The organism is Arthrobacter sp. HY1533 (genome assembly GCF_027568515.1).
Classification (GTDB): domain Bacteria; phylum Actinomycetota; class Actinomycetes; order Actinomycetales; family Micrococcaceae; genus Specibacter.
This window is the reverse complement of record NZ_JANKZF010000020.1, coordinates 43,172-62,334: the sequence shown is the minus strand read 5'-3', so window position 1 is coordinate 62,334 and position 19,163 is coordinate 43,172. Positions and strand designations below refer to the sequence as shown.

The following is a 19,163-nucleotide window of genomic DNA, read 5'->3' as shown; positions in this document are numbered from 1 at the left end:
TCCTGCTTGTCGTCTATGGGCCCGTCTGCAGTCAATCCGCAACACAAAGCGCACTTTTCAGCTTGCGCCCCCTACATGGGAGTTCGCTGAAAATCCCGTGGGTGCGGCCCCTGTGGACGTAAGCTCGGGGCATGGCTAAATTCTTTGACATCCACCCTGATGACCCCCAGGCCCGTTCGGTCAGCCAGGTCGTGGCCATCTTGCAGCAGGGCGGGCTGGTGGCCTACCCCACAGATTCCTGCTATGCGCTGGGTGCGCAGCTGGGCAACCGGGAGGCGCTGGACCGCATCCGCTCCATCCGGAACCTCGACAGCAAGCACCACTTCACGCTGGTCTGCAAGGACTTTGCGCAGCTTGGCCAGTTCGTCATGCTGGACAATGACATTTTCCGCAGCATCAAGGCCGTCACGCCCGGCCCGTACACCTTTATCCTGCCCGCCACGAAGGAAGTGCCCAAGCGGCTGGCCCACCCGAAGAAGAAGACAGTGGGCGTGCGCATCCCCGACAGCCGCCTGATCCACGCCATTCTCGAGGAGCTGGGCGAGCCCATGCTCTCCAGCACCCTGCTGCTGCCCGGCGAGGAGGAGCCGCTGACCCAGGGCTGGGAAATCAAGGAGGCGCTGGACCACTCCGTGGACGCCGTGATCGACTCGGGCGACGTCGGTGCCGAGCCGACCACAGTGGTGGACTTCTCCAGCGGCTATGCCGAGGTGGTCCGCCGCGGGATGGGCGATCCCAGCCGCTTCGAATAGGCCCGCCCCTGCGCGACAGGTAACTTGGCGGGCTGCTTGGGCGATTCTCTGGAACTTGGGCCCCGATGTGGCTAGCGTGGGAGCCAGGCCGGGCAGCAGCCCGGTGGCGTTCACAGGAGCATCTGACACAAGGGAGTTTCAATGGCCACGAAGAGGACAGCCCACGCAGGATACACAGTGCCGGGGCTCACGCTGCAGGACGGCCACAAGGTTGCCGCGCTGTTGCAGTCGCGCCTGCACGCCCTGAACGACCTCCAGCTCACGCTCAAGCACGCGCACTGGAATGTGGTGGGCCGGGACTTCATCAGCGTCCACGAGATGCTGGACCCGCAGATTGAGAAGGTCCGGGCCATGGTGGATGAAACGGCCGAACGCGTTGCGACCCTCGGGGTCTCCCCGAACGGCCTGCCCGGGGCGCTCGTTGCCACGCGCACCTGGGACGACTACTCCATTGGCCGCGCCCACACCTCCGCCCACCTCGCGGCGCTGGACGTGGTTTACAGCGGGTTCCTCAAGAGCCACCGCAAGACCCTCGCGGAGGTGGGCCCGCTGGACCCCATCACCGAGGACATGCTCATTGGCCAGTGCGCCCAGCTCGAGCTGTTCCAGTGGTTCATGCGCGCCCACCTGGAGGACGACGACGGCGAACTCGTCAATGCCGGCGCCAAGACCGAACGCGCCGCAGCCAACAAGGCCAAGTGAGTCCCGACCCGGCCGGATCCGGTTTCGGCACGGCAGAGTCCCGGCCACAGGCTGCCCTGTATCCGCGGACTGCGGTTGTCACCGGCGCCGACCGGGGCATCGGGCGGGCCACGGCCCTTGCCCTGGCCCGGGACGGTTTCGATGTGGGCTTCACCTGGCATGACGACGAGGCCGGGGCGGCGGACACGGCGGCCGCCATCGAGGCGCTGGGCCGCCGGGCCGCATCCGTGTGGCTGGACACCACGGAGCTGGCCAGCTGCGCCCCCGCCGTGGAAGGCCTGGCCGGCACGCTCGGCGGGCTGGGCGTCTTTGTCAACAACGTGGGCGTGGGCCTGACGGCGTCGGTGGTGGATACGGAGTACGCAGACTGGCAGCGCATCCTGGACACGAACCTCAACGGCGCCTTCCTGTGCCTGCAGGCCGCCGCAAGGCTCCTGCAGGCCGGCGGTGCGGGCGGGCGGATCGTGGTTGTCACCAGCATCCACGCCCACCAGCCCAGGTTCGGCTACGGCGCCTACTGCGCGTCCAAGTTCGGCCTGGACGGCCTGGTCAAGACAATGGCCCTGGAATTGTCGGGGGACGCCATCACCGTCAACGCCGTGGCACCGGGCGAAATCGCCACCCACCTGCCCGTGGAGGAAACCAGGCACCCGCATGACATTCCGCGCCCGGGCCTGCCATTGGGCCATGCGGGTGTGGCGCAGGAGATTGCCGACGTCATTGCATTTCTGGCCTCGCCTGCCGCGAGCTATGTCACAGGGGCCAGCTGGGAGGTGGACGGCGGCATGGCCCAAATGGGCGCCCAGGCCAGCTCGCACCTCACCGGCAACGGCTGGCGGCAGGCCACCAGGACGGGAACCAGCCTTCCCGCCAAGTAGCCTGCGGACCCGGCCGGCCACAGCCGGCACCGCCACCGGGCATCAGTGCCCGGTGGCGGCAGGCTTCCCGACCGCCGTGCGGCTAAACTCGATGCGTGAACGAATCGCATTCCTCCCCAAAAACAATCGCCTATGCCGTGGCGGCCGACGCCGTCCTGGTGCTGGTCTTTGCCCTGTCCGGGCGCAGCTCCCACAGTGAAAGCCTGACCGCCGCAGGCGTGTTCACCACGGCGTGGCCTTTCCTGGCCGCCCTGGCGATCGGCTGGCTGGTATGCCGCAGCTGGAAGGCACCCTTGCGGATCTGGCCCCAGGGCGTGTGCCTGTGGCTCATCACGGTGGCCGGCGGAATGGCCCTGCGCATCGCCTCCGGCAGCACGGCTGAACTGCCCTTCGTCATCGTGGCCACCCTGGTCCTGGCGCTCTTCCTGCTGGGCCACCGGCTCCTGGCAACTCTTGTGGCGCGGCGCACCCGCAGCTCCTGACCAGCGCCGGGCCGCTGCGCTACGATCAAATGGTGCGCAGCGCAGGCGCGCCGCTCGCCACGACACACAGCTTTTTGCACCCGAACCGACAAGGACCCCACCTGTGATCACTGCTTTTGTCCTCATCAAGACTGACGCAACGCGGATCCCCGAGTCCGCCCAGGAAATTTCCGAGCTGGCGGGCATCAGCGAGGTCTACTCGGTGACCGGGGAATGGGACCTGATCGCCATTGCGCGCGTTGAAAAGCACGAAGAGCTGGCCGACGTCATCGCCGACAAGCTCTCCAAGGTCAAGTCAGTGGTCTCCACGACCACCCAGATTTCTTTCCGCGCCTACTCCCAGCACGACCTGGACGCGGCGTTTTCCCTCGGCTTCGACCACTGAGCCCCGGGATGCGCCTGGAGATCGCCGTTCAGGATGTCCCCGGTGCCCGGCTTGCCGCGGCCAACGGAGCGGCCCGCGTTGAGCTGTGCTGCGCCCTGCAGCTGGGTGGCCTGACACCCTCGCAGGGACTGCTCAAGGGCATCCGTGCCGCCGAGCCGTCCCTGCCCGTCCACACCCTCATCCGGCCCAGGCCCGGCGACTACGTCTACGACGGCGACGCCGTGGCCCTGATGGTGGCGGAGATCAAGGAAATGCACGACGGCGGCGCCTCCGGCGTTGTCATCGGCGCCTTGAAGCCCGGGGGCGGGATTGACTACGCGGTTGTGGAGACTCTCATCGCTGCCGCCAACGGCATGCACATCACCTTCCACCGCGCCGTGGACCACCTCTCCATGACCGAGGCCTCGGCCGCGGTGCCGCGGCTGGCGGACCTGGGCGTTGCGCGGATCCTCAGTTCCGGCGGGGAGGTACGCGCCGGCGCCGGGCTGAACCAACTGCGGGCCATGCACGAGGCAGCCCAAGGGCGCCTGGACGTCATGGCCGGCGGCGGTGTGGAGATCTCCGACTTCGCGGCCTTCCACGCTGCGGGCCTGCGCGATGTGCACCTGTCGGCCAAGCGAAGCGTCAACGATCCTCCCCCAGCACCGCTGACAGCCTCCGCCCAGGCTGAGGACCACAGTTACTTCGCAACTGATGCCGCCCTGGTGGCGGAGGCCGGCAAGGCGGCACGCGCCCTGGCCTGAGACCGGGCAGCCCGGCCGGCCTTACGCCTGGGAGCTGCCCAGGGCCACCCAGCTCTTGAGCACGTTGGCGGCCCCGCCGCCGTCGATGGACGCCTCCGCCCGGGCCAGGGCGAACTTGAAGCGTTCCAGCAGGCTGCCGTGGGCGGAGCGGTCGTAGGCCACCAGGCCCGCGGCGGCATTCAAGAGCACGGCGTCGCGGATGGGTGAGCGTTCCCCGTCCAGGATGCGGCGCACCACCTGGGCGTTGTACTCGGCGTTCTGCCCCCGGAGGTCATCAATGGTGGCCCGGGCGATGCCCAAATCCAGCGGGTCAAAGATGCTTTCGGTGACCACATTGTCCCGGACCTCCCAAACAGTGGAGGGGCCCGTCGTCGTGAGTTCATCGAGGCCGTCGCTGCCGCGGAACACCAGGGCGCGGATGTTGCGTGCGGCGAGGACCCCGGCCATGAGCGGCGCCATGCGGGCGTCGGCCACGCCAATGGCGGAGGCAACCACGCGGGCCGGGTTGGTCAGCGGGCCCAGGAAGTTGAAGGCGGTGGGCACGCCGATTTCCTTGCGCGCAATGGCTGCGTGGCGCATGGAGGGGTGGAAGAAATTGGCAAAGCAGAAGGTGATGCCCACCTCGCTTGCGGCCCGGGCCACGGTTTCCAGTGGGAAGTCCAGGCGCACGCCAAGCTTCTCCAGGACGTCGGCGGATCCGGCGGCCGAGGATGAGGCACGGTTGCCGTGCTTGACCACCGTGGCACCGGCACCGGCACACACGAGTGCCGCCATGGTGGAGATGTTCACGGTGTTCAGGCGGTCCCCGCCGGTCCCCACAATGTCCAGGGCATCGCCGGGCACATGCAGCGGGCGGGCGTTGGCAAGCATGGCCTCCACCAGGCCCGTCACCTCCGCCACGGTCTCCCCCTTGGCGCGCAGGGCAACAAGGAATCCGGCGATCTGAACGTCAGTTGCATTGCCGGCCATGATGGTGTTCATGGCCCACTCCGTTGACTCCTGGCTCAGGTCCTCCCCCGCGATCAGCGCGGCGATCAGGTTGGGCCAGGTGCGGGCGGCTGCGGGTGCGTTTTGGAGAGGATTCACCCTGTTGATGTTAGACGAAACAGCGCCCCGAACGGCCTTTGTGACCATTGACACGCGCACCGTGTTGTGCATACGCATCTGGGTTTAAGCTGTGAATCCGCCGGAATTTCGCAAGTTTGTAGAAAAAGATCCCGCAAACGGCATTTCGCATTGGGAACTCTGGCCGTTTATAGACATAATGTCTATGTGACAACTGCGACCCATGCCCCCAGTACCCCGGCGCATCCGACGCTGAACCGGCCGAACATGGTTTCTGTAGGAACCGTTGTTTGGCTGTCCAGCGAGCTGATGTTCTTTGCCGGCCTTTTTGCCATGTACTTCACCCTGCGTTCCACCACCGGTGGAATGTGGGCGGAAGAATCGGCCAAGCTGAACTTCCCGTTCGCCCTGGTTAACACCCTGATCCTGGTATCCAGCTCATTCAGCTGCCAGATGGGCGTGTTTGCCGCGGAGAACCTTCGGCCCCGCCGCACCGGGCGCCTCTTCGCGTTCTCCAAGTGGGGAATGACGGAGTGGTTCCTGTTGACGTTCGTTCTTGGTGCCATCTTCGTTGCCGGTCAGACGACCGAATACGTCATGCTGACCTCCGAGCACGTAACCCTGAACTCAAACCCCTATGGCTCTGCCTTCTACATGACCACCGGCTTCCACGGCCTGCACGTCATTGGCGGACTCATCGCATTCCTCCTCATCATTGGACGCGCCTACGCCGCCAAGAAGTTTGGACACTTCGAAGCCACCAGCGCGATCGTGACTTCTTACTACTGGCACTTCGTGGACGTCGTGTGGATCGGCCTCTTCCTGGTCATCTACGTGCTGAAGTAGGCTCCCGAAGCCTTCTTCCATCCCGGTAAGAATTAGCATTTGCGGCCCCTGTCAGGGGCTGCTGGATATAGATCAAAGGAACCACCAAGTGAAGGCACTTTCGCAGAAGCGACGTCATCCGCTGGCTGCACTAGCGTTGCTGGTGCTGGGGCTCATGCTGACAGGTGGGCTGTACGCCGTTGTCACAACCGTGAATGAGGCCAAGGCTGAGACCACCACCTACACGGCGCATGAAGTCGAGGAGGGCGAGAAGCTCTTCGTGGCCAACTGCGCCACCTGCCACGGCCTCGGCGCCAGCGGCACGGACGCAGGACCCTCCCTGGCCGGCGTCGGCGCTGCCGCCGTTGACTTCCAGGTCGGCACGGGCCGCATGCCCATGCAGATGCAGGGACCCCAGGCCAAGCAGAAGCCCAAGCAGTTCAACACCGAGCAGACCCGCCAGATGGCAGCCTATGTTGCCACCCTTGGCGACGGCCCGGCCCTGCCCGCCGAGGAATACCTCGACGGCAAGGGTGACGCCGCTGTTGGTGGCGAGCTGTTCCGCGTCAACTGCGCCATGTGCCACAATGCGGCAGCTGCCGGCGGCGCCCTGACCCGCGGCAAGTTTGCCCCGCCGCTGGACGGCGTCTCGGAGAGCCACATCTACAGCGCCATGGTCACGGGACCGCAGAACATGCCGGTCTTCAACGACGCGAACATCACCCCCGAGGGCAAGCGCGACATCATCACCTTCCTGAAGACCATTGAGAACCAGGGCGCACCTGGTGGAGCAAAGCTTGGCTCACTGGGACCCGTATCCGAGGGCCTGTTCCTCTGGACCGCCGTCCTGGGTGTCATCATCGGCTTCACCATCTGGCTGACGTCCCGCACCTCCTAGGCTTCAGAAAGCCGCAGATTTTGGCTGCCACGCAGCCGTGAAACATACATTACGACCCCGGGAACGTACCGGGATAAGAGAAGGATGAGGGGATTATGGGCAACCATAGTGACGGCACGCCGACAAGCTCGGACGCCGTAGCTAAGGCTGGTCGCGAAGAGGTGGACAAGTTCCAAGATCCGGGACTGCCTCCACATCGCCTGCGACTGGCCGATACCGACCCCAAGGCGGCCAAGCGTGCCGAACGCCAGGTGGCATGGCTATTTATCATTTCCATCGTGGGCACCCTGGTGTTCATGGTTGGCTACTTCGGTGTGCGCCTCGATGACACCATCGGCACCCTGCGCATCCAGAACACGCTTCTGGGCCTGGGCGTGGCATTTGCCATGCTGGGCATTGGCACGGGCATTGTGCACTGGGCCCGCGCCCTCATGCCTGACCACGAAGTTGCCGAGGAACGCCACGAGATCCGTTCCGAGGAAGACCGCCAGGCCGCCGTCAAGATCGTCGATGACATTCTCGACGAGACCGGCATCAAGCGCCGTCCGCTGATCCGCAACACCCTCATCGGAGCCGTTGCACTGGCCCCGCTGCCGGCAATTGCCATCTTCCGCGACCTGGGCCCGCTGCCCGGCGACGCCCTCCGCCACACCCTGTGGAAGGAAGGCGAGCGTCTGGCCCGCGACCCCGACGGAACACCCATCAAGGCCGCAGATGTCACCATCGGCTCCGCCTTCCACGTGATCCCCGAGTCGCTGAACGAGCTCGAGCACGGCAAGCTGAACGCGAAGGCCAAGGCAGTTGTCCTGCTCATGCGCCTGAACCCGGAAGACCTCAACCCCTCCGAGGGCCGCGAGGACTGGGGCTACAACGGCATCGTTGCCTACTCCAAGATCTGCACCCACGTGGGCTGCCCCGTTGCCCTCTACGAGCAGCAGACGCACCACCTGCTGTGCCCCTGCCACCAGTCGACCTTCGACCTGACGCAGGAGTGCAAGGTCATCTTCGGACCGGCCGTACGCCCCCTGCCGCAGCTGCCGATCACGGTTGACGCCGATGGCTACCTGGTCGCCCAGAGCGACTTCCACGAACCTGTCGGACCGAGCTTCTGGGAGCGTGGCTAATCATGAGCACTGCAACGCAAACACCGTTCGAACCCACCACCTCCACCGGACGCATCACCAATTTTGTTGATGAGCGCGTCGGCGGATCGGGCATGCTGCGGGAATTTGGCCGCAAGGTCTTCCCCGACCACTGGTCATTCATGTTCGGCGAGGTGGCACTGTACTCCTTCGTCATCCTGCTGCTCTCGGGCACCTTCCTGACGTTCTTCTTTGACCCGTCCATGGCGGAGACCCACTACGCAGGCCCGTACGTCCCGCTCAAGGGCGTGGAAATGTCCGTGGCCTACGACTCCGCACTGCGCATCTCCTTCGAGGTCCGCGGCGGCCTGTTCATGCGCCAGGTCCACCACTGGTCGGCACTGCTGTTCGTGGCCGCCGTGTCCGTGCACATGCTGCGCGTGTTCTTCACGGGTGCTTTCCGCAAGCCCCGCGAACTGAACTGGGTTGTGGGCGGCGTGCTGCTCATTCTCTCCATGGCTGCCGGCTTCACCGGCTACTCGCTCCCCGATGACCTGCTCTCCGGCAACGGCCTGCGCATCATCGACGGCGTGGTCAAGTCCATCCCCGTGGTTGGAACGTACATCTCGTTCTTCCTGTTCGGCGGAGAGTTCCCCGGCACCATGATCATCGGCCGCCTGTACATGATGCACATCATGCTGGTTCCGGCCCTGATCCTGCTCATGATTGCCATCCACCTGTTCATGGTGGTTGTCCACAAGCACACGCAGTACCCCGGCCCGGGCCGCAACGACCGCAACGTCGTCGGCTACCCGCTCGGCCCGGTCTACGCTGCAAAGGCCGGTGGCTTCTTCTTCATCGTCTTCGGCATCATCGCCTTCATCTCGGCGTTCTTCCAGATCAACCCGATCTGGAACTACGGCCCGTACGACCCCTCCCCCGTGTCCGCAGGCACCCAGCCTGACTGGTACATCGGTTGGGTTGACGGCGCCCTGCGCCTGATGCCGGGCTGGCTGTTCAACATCCCGATGGAATGGCACATCCCGTTCCCCTGGGGCGTCAACACGCTGACGTTCAACGTTCTGGGCCCGGCCCTGATCCCCGCAGGCCTGGTGTTCACGCTGCTGTTCACCTACCCCTGGATCGAAAGCTGGGTCACCCGCGACAACCGCGAGCACCACGTGCTGGACCGCCCGCGCAACGCACCGACACGCACCGCCATTGGTGTTGCCGGCTTCATCTTCTACTGCGTCATGTGGGCAGCTGCCAGCTCCGACCTGATCGCAACGCACTTTGAAGTCTCGCTCAATGACGTGACGTACTGGCTGCGTGCACTGTTCTTCATCGGCCCGATCGTCGGCTTCATCGTCACCAAGCGCGTGGCCCTGGCGCTGCAGCGCAAGGACCGCGAGATCGCCCTGCACGGCCGCGAGACGGGACGCATTGTGCGCCTGCCGCACGGTGAGTTCCAGGAAATCCACGCACAGGTGGACGACTACAAGCGCTACAAGCTTGTTGGCTACGAATCCCCCGTTGCCGAGGAAGGCATCCCGAACGAAAACGGGATCGTCACCCGGAAGGAAAAGCTGCGCTCCAAGCTCAGCGGATTCTTCTTCGAGGACCGCGTTGCCCCGGCATCGCCGTCCGAACTCGAGGCGGGCCACCACCACGAGGCAGTGGAGGCCGGCGAAGGCGACAAGGCCATCTCGCACTAGTCCCCACGCCCGAGGGCCCAGGTAGGACAAGCAAGCAAAAAGCCAGGAGGCGGTTCCCCACGGGGAGCCGCCTCCTGGCTTTTCTTGTGCCCTGCGGCCCGTCAGCGGGCTGCTGGCGGCCTGGCAGGCCCGGTACTAGTACATGCGCCTCGCGCGGACGCCGGGGCGCTGCAGGGGCACACGCAGCTTGTAGCGGTCGGCCCGGTAGAAGGACACCGAGTAGTCCACTGTGGAACGGGCCACGAAGGCGTGGCGTTCGGTGCGCAGGACGGGAGCCCCCATGTCCACCTTCAGCAGCCTGGCGATGGAGGGTGTTGCCGCATTGGCCTCGATGATGTCCTCGCCCCACTCGATGACAAGCCCGTACCGCTCCCCCAGGATGTTGTAGAGGGACGACGGCGGCCCCTCCTCCAGGATGCCGGGCACCCGCCAGGCGGGGATGAAGTTTTCATCGACGCTCATGGGCTCATCGTCGGCCAGCAGGAGTCGGCGCAGGCGGATGACGCCCTGGCCCTCGTCCAGCTGCAGTTCGCGGGCCAGGCGGGCCGTGGCGGGGATTTGTTCGAATGCCAGCGTCCGGGCGGAGGGGCGCATGCCGCGGCGGGCCATTTCCTCCGAGTAGGAGGTCAGCTTGAGTGTGACATCGAGCTTGGCGCGGGCCACAAAGGTGCCCACACCCACCACCCGCTCCAGGAGCTCCTCCTCCACGAGGGCCTCGACTGCATGGCGCAGGGTCATGCGGGCAACCCCGAACCGCTCCGCCATGTCGCGTTCGGACGGCAGCTGGCGCCCGGCCTTGCTGTGGTTTTGAATATAGTCTCGCAGCAGCTCCCGCAGCTGGATGTGCACGGAGACAGCCGAGTCCCGTTCGAGCTCGCCGGGGATGTCCGCGGCCGGGGGCACCAAATAGCCCATGAAACTCCTTTAGTTGACCGGTACCAGCCTAAAACACGACTACTCTCTATACAGAACATCTACGCACCTAGGAGTCAACCATGTACACCCGGAAAGCCACCGTGGCTGCCAGTGTCGGCCTGCACGCCCGGCCGGCCGCTGTCTTTGTCCGAGCAGTCAATCGGACCGGCTTGCCCGTGACCTTGGCCAAGGAAGGCTCCGAGCCCGTGGATGGCCGCTCGTTGCTGGCCGTCATGAGCGCCGACTTCCAGCACGGATCCGAGGTTGAGATTGGCGTGGCCGAATGCGGCGCGGGCGAGAGCGACATTTCAGCGGCCGTGGACGCCCTGGCGGAGCTGCTGGGCACGGACCTGGTGGATCCCTCAAAGGAGTCCTGAGAAAGAGGCCTCCGGGCCCCGCGCAGTCGATAAACTTCCGCGCAGGCCCGGGCACGGCAAAAGGGAGTGGCCCCCACCATTTGGTGGGGGCCACTCCCTTTTGCTTGTTGTCACCCCTTGCGGGCGACCGGGCCATGAAAGGCCCGGGTCTTGCTAGTGTGCGTGGTCTCCGCGGCTGTATTCGTAAACCCAGCCAACCAGTGCGATGACGGCCAGGCCGGCACCGAACATGAAGACCCACCAGCCCACGGCCAGGCCCAGGAAGCCTGCTGCGCAGGACAGGCCCAGAACCAGCGGCCACCAGCTCCAGGGGCTGAAGTGCCCCTGTTCGCCGGAGCCTTCGTGGACCTCGGCGTCGAGGCGGTCCTCGGGACGGGGGCCGACGCGGTTGCCGGTGTAGTACAGGTACACACCAACCATGAGGCACAGACCGGAGAGGAGGTACATGGCCAGGAAGCCAACGTGCTCACTCCAGTTCGACATGAAGCCGTAGACGGTGGCTACCGGGATGAAGAACAGTCCCGTCAGAAGGAACAGCCAGGATTCTACCTTCACTTCTGTGCTCCCTTCGAGGATGCGACTGCCGGTGCGGGCTGGTGGTGCGGGGCCAGCTCCGGGTGGTGGAGGTCCAGTGCCGGACGCTCCGAGCGGATGCGGGGCAGAGAGGTGAAGTTGTGACGCGGCGGCGGGCAGGAAGTTGCCCACTCCAGTGAGGCACCGAAGCCCCAGGGATCGTCAACTTCAACCTTCTTGCCGTTGCGCCAGGTGATGTACACGTTCCAGAACCACGGAATCATGGACGCGCCCAGGACGAACGAGGAGATGGTGGAGAACTGGTTCATCCAGGTGAAGTTGTCTTCCACCATGTAGTCGGCGTAGCGGCGCGGCATGCCCAGGACACCCAGCCAGTGCTGGATGAGGAAGGTGCCGTGGAAGCCCAGGAACAGGAGCCAGAAGTGGATCTTGCCGAGGCGTTCGTTGAGCATCCGACCCGTGAACTTGGGCCACCAGAAGTAGAAGCCGGCGAACATGGCGAACACCACGGTGCCGAACACCACGTAGTGGAAGTGTGCAACCACGAAGTAGGTGTCGGAGACGTGGAAGTCCAGCGGCGGCGAGGCCAGGATGATGCCTGTCAGGCCACCGAACAGGAAGGTGACAATGAAGCCCAGGCTCCAGAGCATGGGGGTTTCAAAGGTCAGCGAACCGCGCCACATGGTGCCAATCCAGTTGAAGAACTTCACACCGGTCGGAACCGCGATCAGCATCGTCATGAAGGAGAAGAACGGCAGCAGGACCTGGCCGGTGACGTACATGTGGTGTGCCCACACGGTCACGGACAGGGCAGCAATGGCGATCGTGGCGAAGACCAGGCCCTTGTAGCCGAAGATCGGCTTGCGGCTGAAGACCGGGAAGATCTCCGAGACGATGCCGAAGAACGGCAGGGCGATGATGTACACCTCGGGGTGGCCGAAGAACCAGAACAGGTGCTGCCACAGCATGGCACCGCCGTATTCGGCATCAAAGATGTGAGCGCCGAAGCGGCGGTCCGCACCCAGGGCGAACAGTGCTGCTGCCAGGGGCGGGAATGCCATGAGGACCAGGATGGCCGTGACCAGCGTGTTCCAGGTGAAGATCGGCATGCGCCACATGGTCATGCCGGGGGCACGCAGGCAGATGATGGTGGTGATGAAGTTGACGGCACCGAGGATGGTTCCGAAACCTGACAGAGCCAGGCCGAACACCCACAGGTCGCCACCGACGCCGGGGCTGAACGTGGTGTTCGACAGCGGGGCGTAGGCGAACCAGCCGAATGCCGCAGCACCCTGGGGGGTGATGAAGCCGGATACGGCGATGGTGCTGCCGAAGAGGAAGAACCAGAATGCCAGTGCGTTCAGTCGCGGGAACGCAACGTCGGGTGCACCGATCTGCAGGGGCATGATCACGTTGGCGAAGCCGGCGAACAGCGGTGTTGCAAACATGAGCAGCATGATGGTGCCGTGCATGGTGAACAGCTGGTTGTACTGGTCCTTGGTCTGCAGGATCTGCATACCGGGCTCAAAGAGTTCGGCCCTGATGATCAGCGCCATGACGCCGCCGAGGCAGAAGAAGATGAACGATGCGATCAGGTACATGTAGCCGATCGTCTTGTGGTCGGTTGAGGTGATCCAGTTGACGACGATGCGCCCCTTGGAGACCGGAACAACCTTAGGTGCAGCCGAATTCACTTCGGTTGCCGAGTACTCGAGTGTTGACACTTTCCTCTACCCCCCTACTTCTCAGTCGCCGCGTCGGCGGCGTTGGGATTGCGGTCGTACTCTTTGCCAATCGAGCCGGTCTGGCCCTTGGCCTTGAGTGCGGCCAGGTGTGCATCAAACTCGGCCTGCGTGACAACCTTGACGTTGAACAGCATCTCGGAGTGGTACTCGCCGCAAAGCTCGGCGCACTTGCCGTCGTACGTGCCCAGCGCCGTGGGCGTCAGGGTCATGTAGTTCGTCTTGCCGGGCAGCATGTCCTTCTTGTCAAGGAATGCGGGCACCCAGAAGGAGTGGATCACTTCGCGGGAGTTCAGCTGAAGCTCAACCGAGCGGTTGATGGGCAGGTACAGGGTGGGCAGCACCGACTTGTCGAACGGCTTGCCGTCCAGCTCTGCCTGCACGCCGACGTCGTAGACGGCGTCCTTTACGTCGTTGCCTTCAAGGTAGTTGAAGTCGAACGACCACTGCTTGGCGCGGACGTCGATGGTGACATCCGGGTTGTCCACGCGTGCGTTGATGGATTCCTGCTCCACGTTGGTGAAGTGGAAGAACACCAGCACCATGAACAACGGCACCAACACATAAAAAACCTCCAACGGGAGGTTGTAGCTGGTCTGGCGCGGGAAGCCCGTGGCGCCCTTGCGGCGACGGTACGCGATGATGCACCAGATGATCAGGGCCCAGGTGATGAGGCCAATGACCAGGACTGTGATCCAGGAATTAACCCATAGATCAATGATGCCAGCCGTGTGGTTGGTGGTTTCTGGCGTGGATGGCAACCAGCCATTCTTACTCTCTGCCGTACATCCTGACAAAGCTAACGCTCCGGCAATCGCCAACCCCGTGATCGGGATGACTTTTGCGCGTCGGCTGCCGGTTCGGTCCTGCGAACTCACAGACGGCCCTTCCTCTTGTTGCTTTGCTCCCGCGCGACTAGACGCAGCGGGAGCCAAATGGGTTTTACTACTCGATGTAGAGCTTACCGCCATGGCACGCAAAATGCGTACAAAACCCTCCGTGCGTCGGATGTACTTGAAGAAACATCCGAATAACAGCCCTACATCGAGCAGACCTAAGTATTTAGTGGAACGAATCGCCGCAGGCGCAAGAGCCTCCGGCGTTGGGGTTGTCGATGGTGAAACCCTGCTTTGAGATGGTGTCCTCAAAGTCGATGCTGGCACCGTCCAGGTAGGGAACGCTCATCTTGTCGATGACAACCTCGACGCCGTCGAAGTCGCGCACTGCGTCGCCGTCGAGCATGCGCTCGTCGAAGTACAGCTGGTAAATGAGGCCCGAGCAACCGCCGGGCTGGACTGCCACGCGCAGGCGCAGGTCGGTGCGTCCTTCCTGCTCAAGCAGGCTGCGGACCTTGCCCGCGGCAACGTCGCTGATCTGTACACCGTGGGTGGGCAGCTCAGCCTCTGCTACGGCAGTGGCAGTGGATTCTTCGTGGACATTTGCAGTCATGGCATTTCCTTACGTGGGGTACAACTACATGCTACTTCCCGCCCGGCAGGGGCGCTAACTTGTCTCAACCCCCCTGCCGGCGATTGTGTTCCCCGCTACACTGCGGGCAGTTCCAGGGCACCGGCATTGATGGCTGCCAGCAGCAGGGCCTGTGCCGTGACGGCCTTTTCAAAGTCGCCAAGGTGCAGCGACTCGTTGGCGCTGTGTGCACGGGAATCGGGGTCCTCCACGCCCGTGACAAGGATCTGGGCTTCCGGGAACGTCTCCTTCAGGTCCGCAATGAACGGAATGGATCCGCCCATTCCGGTCTCGACGGCAGCTACGCCCCAGGACTCCCCCAGCGCCCACATCGCGGCGCGGGCCGCCGGCGCGGACGTGTCGGTGGCGAAGGCCTGGCCGGCCTCGCCGGGCGTGAACACTGCCTGGGCACCAAACGGTGCGTGCGCCGCGACGTGGTCCGCCAGTGCGGCCATGGCCGCGGCCGGGTCCTGGCCGGGGGCCAGGCGCAGGCTGATCTTGGCCCGGGCCGAAGGCAGCAGGGTGTTGGAGCTCATTTCAACGCTGGGCATGTCCATGCCGATCACGGACAGGGCCGGCTGTGACCACAGCCGGGAGGCGATGGTGCCGCGCCCGGCCAGCTGCATACCCGCCAGCATGGCCGAATCGGCGCGGAAATCGGCCTCGGGGTATTCGACGTCGGACTCGTAGCTGGCCGCGAGGCCCTTGATGGCCACGGAGCCCTGATCGTCGTGGAAGGTGGCGATGAGGCGGGCCAGGATGGTGGGGGCATCCAGCAGCGGGCCGCCAAACATGCCCGAGTGGACGGCGTGGTCAGCGACCCGGACCTCCACGGTGCCGTCGACGAGGCCGCGCAGGCTGGTGGTCAGGGCGGGAATGCCGACCTTCCAGTTGGCGGAGTCGGCCACCACTATGACGTCGCCGGCCAGCAGCTCCCGGTGTTCCTTCAGGAAGGCGGCGAAGGTGGGCGAGCCTGCCTCCTCCTCCCCCTCAATGAAGAACGTCACGCCGATGCCCAGGTCAGCGCCGAGAATCTCGGTCACGGCCCGGAACGAGGCGATGTGGGCCATGATGCCGGCCTTGTCGTCGGCCGCACCACGGCCGTAGAGGCGCCCGTCGACCTCGGTGGCCTTGAAGGGCTCGGTGTTCCACAGCGCGGCGTCGCCCGGGGGCTGGACGTCATGGTGCGCGTACAGGACCACTGTGGGGCGGCCGGGAGCGGCGGCCTTGCGGGCAACAATGGCGGGACCGCCGGGGGTGCCGTCGTCCTTGGGTACGCGCAGGATCTGCACCTCGTCCAGGCCGGTGGAGCGGACCAGGGCGGCCACGGCGTCGGCGCTGCGGTCCAGGGCGCTGGGGTCGAAAGCCTCCCAGGCGATGCCGGGAATGGCCACGAGGTCCACGAGCTCGGCCACCGTGGCGGGGAAGTTGGCGGCCACGCTTTCACGCAGCTTGGAGGTGGGCAGGGAGGCGGCGTAGGGCGCGCCTGTTGCCGTTTCTGTGGGTTCGGGGGAAGTCATGCCACCCAGACTACCGCCGCATTTCGTGGCCCGGTCAAGGCCGGGACCCGGTTCGGGGTATCCTTTACGGGTGTTTGGACGCAAAAAAGAACAGGCCCCCGACCCGCAGCTGACGGCTGCTTCCGACGAGCAGATTGCCGGTACCCGTGACCCGCAGTCGGCCAAGGGCGTGCCCACGCCGTCGCGCAAGGCCCAGGAAGAGGCACGCAAGCGCCCCCTGGTCCCCAACGACCGTGCCGCAGCCAAGGTCGCAGCCCGCGACGCCCGCCGCGAGGAGCAGGCCCGCATGCGCCGCGCCCTGGACACCGGCGAGGAACGCTTCCTGCCGATCCGTGACAAGGGACCGCAGAAGCGCTTTGCCCGCGACTACGTGGACGCCCGCTTCAGCCTCGGCGAGTACGTCATGTTCGCCGCGCTGGCCATTGTGCTGCTGACAGTGGTCATCCCCGTGCGCAATGCCGACGGCAGCTCCAACGACTCCCAGCTGATCATCTTCGCCCTGTTCTGGGTCATGGTGGCGTTTGTGGCCGTGGACGTGTGGCTCATGGGCCGCAAGCTCAAGCGCGCCATCGCCGCCAAGTTCGGCTCCGTGGATCCCGGCGTCATTTGGTACGCGTGCATGCGTTCCATGCAGTTCCGCCGCCTGCGCCTGCCCAAGCCCATGGTGCGCCGCGGCGAGTGGCCCTCCTAGCCTGACCCGCCCGTTCCACACAACACCCCAGCGCAACACGCCGGCTGCCTCCTTCCAGGGAGGCGGCCGGCGTCGTGCTTTAAGTCACTAGGCTGTTTCTATGGAATACCGCTACCTTGGCCGCTCGGGCCTGAAAATCACTGAAATCACCTACGGCAACTGGCTCACGCACGGCTCCCAGGTGGAGAACGACGTCGCCACGGCGTGCGTGCGTGCCGCGCTCGACGCCGGCATCACCACCTTCGACACGGCCGACACCTACGCCAACGGCGCCGCCGAGACCGTCCTGGGCACCGCCCTGGCCTCCGAACACCGCGAATCACTTGAAGTCTTCACCAAGGTCTACTGGCCCGTGGGGCCCAAGGGACCCAACGACACAGGGCTTTCACGCAAGCACATCATGGAGGGCATCAACAACTCCCTGCGCCGCCTCAACATGGACTACGTTGACCTGTACCAGGCACACCGCTTCGACTACGAAACGCCCCTCGAGGAGACCATTGCGGCCTTCGCCGACGTGGTGCGCGCGGGCAAGGCCCTGTACATCGGCGTGTCGGAGTGGAACGCCCAGCAGCTGCGCGACGGCCAGGCGCTGGCCCGACAGGCCGGCTTCTCGCTGGTCTCCAACCAGCCCCAGTACTCGGCCCTGTGGCGCGTGATCGAGCCCGAGGTCATTCCGGCATCGGTGGAGCTGGGCATGTCCCAGGTGGTGTGGTCGCCCATGGCGCAGGGCGTGCTGAGCGGCAAGTACCTGCCCGGGGCTCCCCTGCCGACAGGATCCCGCGCCACGGATGAAAACGGCGGGGCGAACATGATCAGCGCGTTCCTGCAGGACGACATCCTCACGAACGTGCAGAAGCTGCGCCCCGTCGCCGACGAGCTGGGCCTGAGCATGGCCCAGCTGGCCGTCGCCTGGGTCCTGCAGAACGAAAACGTTGCCACCGCGATCGTGGGCGCCTCCCGCCCGGAGCAGGTTGCCGAGAACGTGAAGGCCTCAGGTGTCAAGATCCCGGCCGAGCTCATGGCCGCGGTCGACGCAGCCCTGGCCCCCTCCATGGTCAACGATCCAAGCAAGACGCAGAGCCCGCCCACCCGCGTGGCGTAGTCACCTACAGGGGCAGGCCCGCCATTTTTCCGGCGACTATCCGACACCACGGCCGCGGGCGGCCTTAGGCGTCTCCTTTACGTCGCCTACAAAAAATGCCGGCTCCTGCCCCTGTCTGCACGGGACCGTCATTTGCGCAGGGCGGCCAATTCCTTGTTGATGCGGGCCGCCCAGAAGGGGCCCTCGTACAGGAAGGCCGTGTAGCCCTGAACCAGGCTGGCGCCGGCGTCGAGGCGTTCCTGAACCTCGGCGCCTGTCTCCACGCCGCCAACGGAGATGAGCGTCAGCTCATCCCCCACTTTGGACTTGAGCTGCTTCAGGACCGCCAGCGAGCGGGCCTTCAGGGGTGCGCCGGAGAGGCCGCCGGCGCCCTTTTCCTCAACCATGGCGGAAGGGCTGGCCAGCCCGTCGCGGCTGATGGTGGTGTTGGTGCAGATGATGCCGTCGAGCTTGAGGTCCAGGGCCAGGGCGGCGACGTCGGCAACGTCCTCGTCGGCAAGGTCGGGGGCGATCTTCACCAGCAGCGGCACGTGGCGGCCGGCGGAGGCATCGGCGGCCTCGCGCACGCCGGCCAGGAGCGGGCGCAACGTGGCCACGTCCTGGAGCAGGCGCAGGCCCGGGGTGTTGGGCGAGCTGACGTTGACAACCATGTAGTCGGCCGACGGCGCCAGGGTGCGGGCGCTGACCAGGTAGTCCTCCAGCGCATCCTCCAGCTCAACCACCTTGGTCTTGCCAATGTTGACGCCCACCACGGGGCGCACACCCGGGTAGGTCTTGCCCAGTTCCACCAGCGCATCTTTCAGGCGCGGGGCCACGGCGGCGGCGCCGTCGTTGTTGAAGCCCATGCGGTTGATCACGGCACGGTCCTCAACGAGGCGGAACAGGCGCGGCTGCGGGTTGCCGGGCTGGGACTGGCCGGTGATGGTGCCCACCTCAACGTGGCCGAAGCCCAGGTTGGCCAGGGCGTTGATGCCCTTGCCCTCCTTGTCGAATCCTGCCGCGAGGCCAAAGGGTGTGGGGAAGGTCAGGCCGAGCGCCTCGGTCTGCAATGACGCCGGCGGCGTGAACATGCGGCGCAGCACGGCACCGGCACCCACGGCATGGATCGCCTTGATCATGGAAAAACCGATCTTGTGCGCCCGTTCGGCGTCCATCCAGGAAAAACAGAGCCGGAAAACTGTGGGGTAAATTCGCATACCCCTAGTTTTCCGGTTCCGCAGCGCATCTGCAAAACGCGCCACCCTGGCGGACATGCCCGGCCGGGGCTGGCGCGGGGCGCTAGCAT

General features: G+C 65.2%; 21 protein-coding genes. 13 read left to right on the top strand and 8 right to left on the bottom strand.

Annotated features, from left to right (window positions below; all coding sequences use genetic code 11):
* The first annotated feature begins 131 nt into the window (after positions 1-131).
* The 6 genes from PCK14_RS15035 (at position 132) to PCK14_RS15010 (ending at position 3,942) form a co-directional block, all read left to right on the top strand.
* Positions 132-752, top strand: coding sequence for an L-threonylcarbamoyladenylate synthase (locus PCK14_RS15035; protein WP_269939319.1), 621 nt, complete (start codon positions 132-134; stop codon positions 750-752).
* Between the two features lie 141 nt (positions 753-893).
* Entirely contained in the window at positions 894-1,454 is a 561-nt protein-coding gene (locus tag PCK14_RS15030) for a Dps family protein (protein ID WP_269939318.1), read from the top strand.
* Complete coding sequence (locus PCK14_RS15025; RefSeq protein WP_442864740.1) at positions 1,451-2,332, top strand: SDR family oxidoreductase; 882 nt, start codon at positions 1,451-1,453, stop codon at positions 2,330-2,332. Before PCK14_RS15030 ends, PCK14_RS15025 begins: the two co-directional genes overlap by 4 nt.
* 95 nt (positions 2,333-2,427) lie before the next feature.
* On the top strand, positions 2,428-2,814 hold the full coding sequence (locus PCK14_RS15020) for a DUF3054 domain-containing protein (RefSeq protein WP_269939317.1): 387 nt from the start codon (positions 2,428-2,430) through the stop codon (positions 2,812-2,814).
* 103 nt (positions 2,815-2,917) lie between these two features.
* Positions 2,918-3,199 carry an Lrp/AsnC family transcriptional regulator gene (locus PCK14_RS15015; RefSeq protein ID WP_269939316.1) on the top strand — a complete coding sequence of 94 codons (282 nt, stop codon included), beginning with the start codon at positions 2,918-2,920 and terminating at the stop codon, positions 3,197-3,199.
* An 8-nt stretch (positions 3,200-3,207) separates the two neighbouring features.
* The gene (locus PCK14_RS15010) at positions 3,208-3,942 is read left to right on the top strand and encodes a copper homeostasis protein CutC (protein ID WP_269939315.1); all 735 of its coding nucleotides are present in this window, start codon (positions 3,208-3,210) and stop codon (positions 3,940-3,942) included.
* A 21-nt stretch (positions 3,943-3,963) separates the two neighbouring features.
* On the opposite strand, the gene trpD is transcribed toward PCK14_RS15010, so the two are convergent.
* Entirely contained in the window at positions 3,964-5,028 is a 1,065-nt protein-coding gene (gene trpD / locus PCK14_RS15005; protein WP_269939314.1) for an anthranilate phosphoribosyltransferase, read from the bottom strand.
* 186 nt (positions 5,029-5,214) lie between these two features.
* On the opposite strand from trpD, the gene ctaE reads away from it, so the two are divergent.
* The 4 genes from ctaE to qcrB all read left to right on the top strand — a co-directional run bounded on the left by ctaE (position 5,215) and on the right by qcrB (position 9,527).
* Entirely contained in the window at positions 5,215-5,853 is a 639-nt protein-coding gene (gene ctaE, locus PCK14_RS15000; protein WP_442864739.1) for an aa3-type cytochrome oxidase subunit III, read from the top strand.
* Between the two features lie 88 nt (positions 5,854-5,941).
* Entirely contained in the window at positions 5,942-6,730 is a 789-nt protein-coding gene (gene qcrC / locus PCK14_RS14995) for a cytochrome bc1 complex diheme cytochrome c subunit (protein WP_269939312.1), read from the top strand.
* A 95-nt stretch (positions 6,731-6,825) separates the two neighbouring features.
* Entirely contained in the window at positions 6,826-7,854 is a 1,029-nt protein-coding gene (gene qcrA, locus PCK14_RS14990; protein ID WP_269939311.1) for a cytochrome bc1 complex Rieske iron-sulfur subunit, read from the top strand.
* 2 nt (positions 7,855-7,856) lie between these two features.
* Entirely contained in the window at positions 7,857-9,527 is a 1,671-nt protein-coding gene (gene qcrB / locus PCK14_RS14985) for a cytochrome bc1 complex cytochrome b subunit (protein ID WP_269939310.1), read from the top strand.
* A 135-nt stretch (positions 9,528-9,662) separates the two neighbouring features.
* On the opposite strand, the gene PCK14_RS14980 is transcribed toward qcrB, so the two are convergent.
* Positions 9,663-10,442, bottom strand: a complete 780-nt coding sequence (locus PCK14_RS14980) for a GntR family transcriptional regulator (protein ID WP_269939309.1) — start codon at positions 10,440-10,442, stop codon at positions 9,663-9,665.
* Between the two features lie 80 nt (positions 10,443-10,522).
* Between PCK14_RS14980 and PCK14_RS14975 the strand changes: the two genes are divergently transcribed.
* Positions 10,523-10,819 (top strand): HPr family phosphocarrier protein, encoded by a 297-nt coding sequence (locus PCK14_RS14975; RefSeq protein ID WP_269939308.1) that lies wholly within the window; start codon positions 10,523-10,525, stop codon positions 10,817-10,819.
* Between the two features lie 153 nt (positions 10,820-10,972).
* Here PCK14_RS14975 and PCK14_RS14970 read toward each other — a convergent pair whose 3' ends face one another.
* The 5 genes from PCK14_RS14970 to PCK14_RS14950 all read right to left on the bottom strand — a co-directional run bounded on the left by PCK14_RS14970 (position 10,973) and on the right by PCK14_RS14950 (position 16,082).
* On the bottom strand, positions 10,973-11,374 hold the full coding sequence (locus PCK14_RS14970) for a cytochrome c oxidase subunit 4 (protein ID WP_269939307.1): 402 nt from the start codon (positions 11,372-11,374) through the stop codon (positions 10,973-10,975).
* Positions 11,371-13,077 carry an aa3-type cytochrome oxidase subunit I gene (ctaD, locus tag PCK14_RS14965; RefSeq protein WP_269939306.1) on the bottom strand — a complete coding sequence of 569 codons (1,707 nt, stop codon included), beginning with the start codon at positions 13,075-13,077 and terminating at the stop codon, positions 11,371-11,373. Before ctaD ends, PCK14_RS14970 begins: the two co-directional genes overlap by 4 nt.
* 14 nt (positions 13,078-13,091) lie before the next feature.
* On the bottom strand, positions 13,092-13,973 hold the full coding sequence (gene ctaC, locus PCK14_RS14960; RefSeq protein WP_269939305.1) for an aa3-type cytochrome oxidase subunit II: 882 nt from the start codon (positions 13,971-13,973) through the stop codon (positions 13,092-13,094).
* Positions 13,974-14,157: 184 nt separating this feature from the next.
* Positions 14,158-14,544 (bottom strand): HesB/IscA family protein, encoded by a 387-nt coding sequence (locus tag PCK14_RS14955; RefSeq protein WP_269939304.1) that lies wholly within the window; start codon positions 14,542-14,544, stop codon positions 14,158-14,160.
* A 95-nt stretch (positions 14,545-14,639) separates the two neighbouring features.
* On the bottom strand, positions 14,640-16,082 hold the full coding sequence (locus PCK14_RS14950; RefSeq protein WP_269939303.1) for a dipeptidase: 1,443 nt from the start codon (positions 16,080-16,082) through the stop codon (positions 14,640-14,642).
* A 70-nt stretch (positions 16,083-16,152) separates the two neighbouring features.
* Here PCK14_RS14950 and PCK14_RS14945 point away from each other — a divergent pair, with 70 nt between their 5' ends.
* On the top strand, positions 16,153-16,773 hold the full coding sequence (locus tag PCK14_RS14945; RefSeq protein WP_269939302.1) for a DUF3043 domain-containing protein: 621 nt from the start codon (positions 16,153-16,155) through the stop codon (positions 16,771-16,773).
* 100 nt (positions 16,774-16,873) lie between these two features.
* A complete protein-coding gene (locus PCK14_RS14940; RefSeq protein WP_269939301.1) occupies positions 16,874-17,878 on the top strand; it encodes an aldo/keto reductase family protein in 1,005 nt (334 codons plus the stop codon).
* 128 nt (positions 17,879-18,006) lie between these two features.
* Here PCK14_RS14940 and PCK14_RS14935 read toward each other — a convergent pair whose 3' ends face one another.
* Entirely contained in the window at positions 18,007-19,074 is a 1,068-nt protein-coding gene (locus PCK14_RS14935) for a quinone-dependent dihydroorotate dehydrogenase (RefSeq protein WP_269939300.1), read from the bottom strand.
* Positions 19,075-19,163 lie beyond the last annotated feature (89 nt).

What these genes read in the sequence shown, in the direction of transcription:
- PCK14_RS15035 (WP_269939319.1), top strand. Translation starts at nt 132, where the DNA reads ATGGCTAAATTCTTTGACATCCACCCTGATGACCCCCAGGCCCGTTCG.
- PCK14_RS15030 (WP_269939318.1), top strand. Translation starts at nt 894, where the DNA reads ATGGCCACGAAGAGGACAGCCCACGCAGGATACACAGTGCCGGGGCTC.
- PCK14_RS15010 (WP_269939315.1), top strand. Translation starts at nt 3,208, where the DNA reads ATGCGCCTGGAGATCGCCGTTCAGGATGTCCCCGGTGCCCGGCTTGCC.
- qcrA (WP_269939311.1), top strand. Translation starts at nt 6,826, where the DNA reads ATGGGCAACCATAGTGACGGCACGCCGACAAGCTCGGACGCCGTAGCT.
- qcrB (WP_269939310.1), top strand. Translation starts at nt 7,857, where the DNA reads ATGAGCACTGCAACGCAAACACCGTTCGAACCCACCACCTCCACCGGA.
- PCK14_RS14980 (WP_269939309.1), bottom strand. Translation starts at nt 10,442, where the DNA reads ATGGGCTATTTGGTGCCCCCGGCCGCGGACATCCCCGGCGAGCTCGAA.
- PCK14_RS14975 (WP_269939308.1), top strand. Translation starts at nt 10,523, where the DNA reads ATGTACACCCGGAAAGCCACCGTGGCTGCCAGTGTCGGCCTGCACGCC.
- PCK14_RS14955 (WP_269939304.1), bottom strand. Translation starts at nt 14,544, where the DNA reads ATGACTGCAAATGTCCACGAAGAATCCACTGCCACTGCCGTAGCAGAG.
- PCK14_RS14950 (WP_269939303.1), bottom strand. Translation starts at nt 16,082, where the DNA reads ATGACTTCCCCCGAACCCACAGAAACGGCAACAGGCGCGCCCTACGCC.
- PCK14_RS14940 (WP_269939301.1), top strand. Translation starts at nt 16,874, where the DNA reads ATGGAATACCGCTACCTTGGCCGCTCGGGCCTGAAAATCACTGAAATC.
- PCK14_RS14935 (WP_269939300.1), bottom strand. Translation starts at nt 19,074, where the DNA reads ATGCGAATTTACCCCACAGTTTTCCGGCTCTGTTTTTCCTGGATGGAC.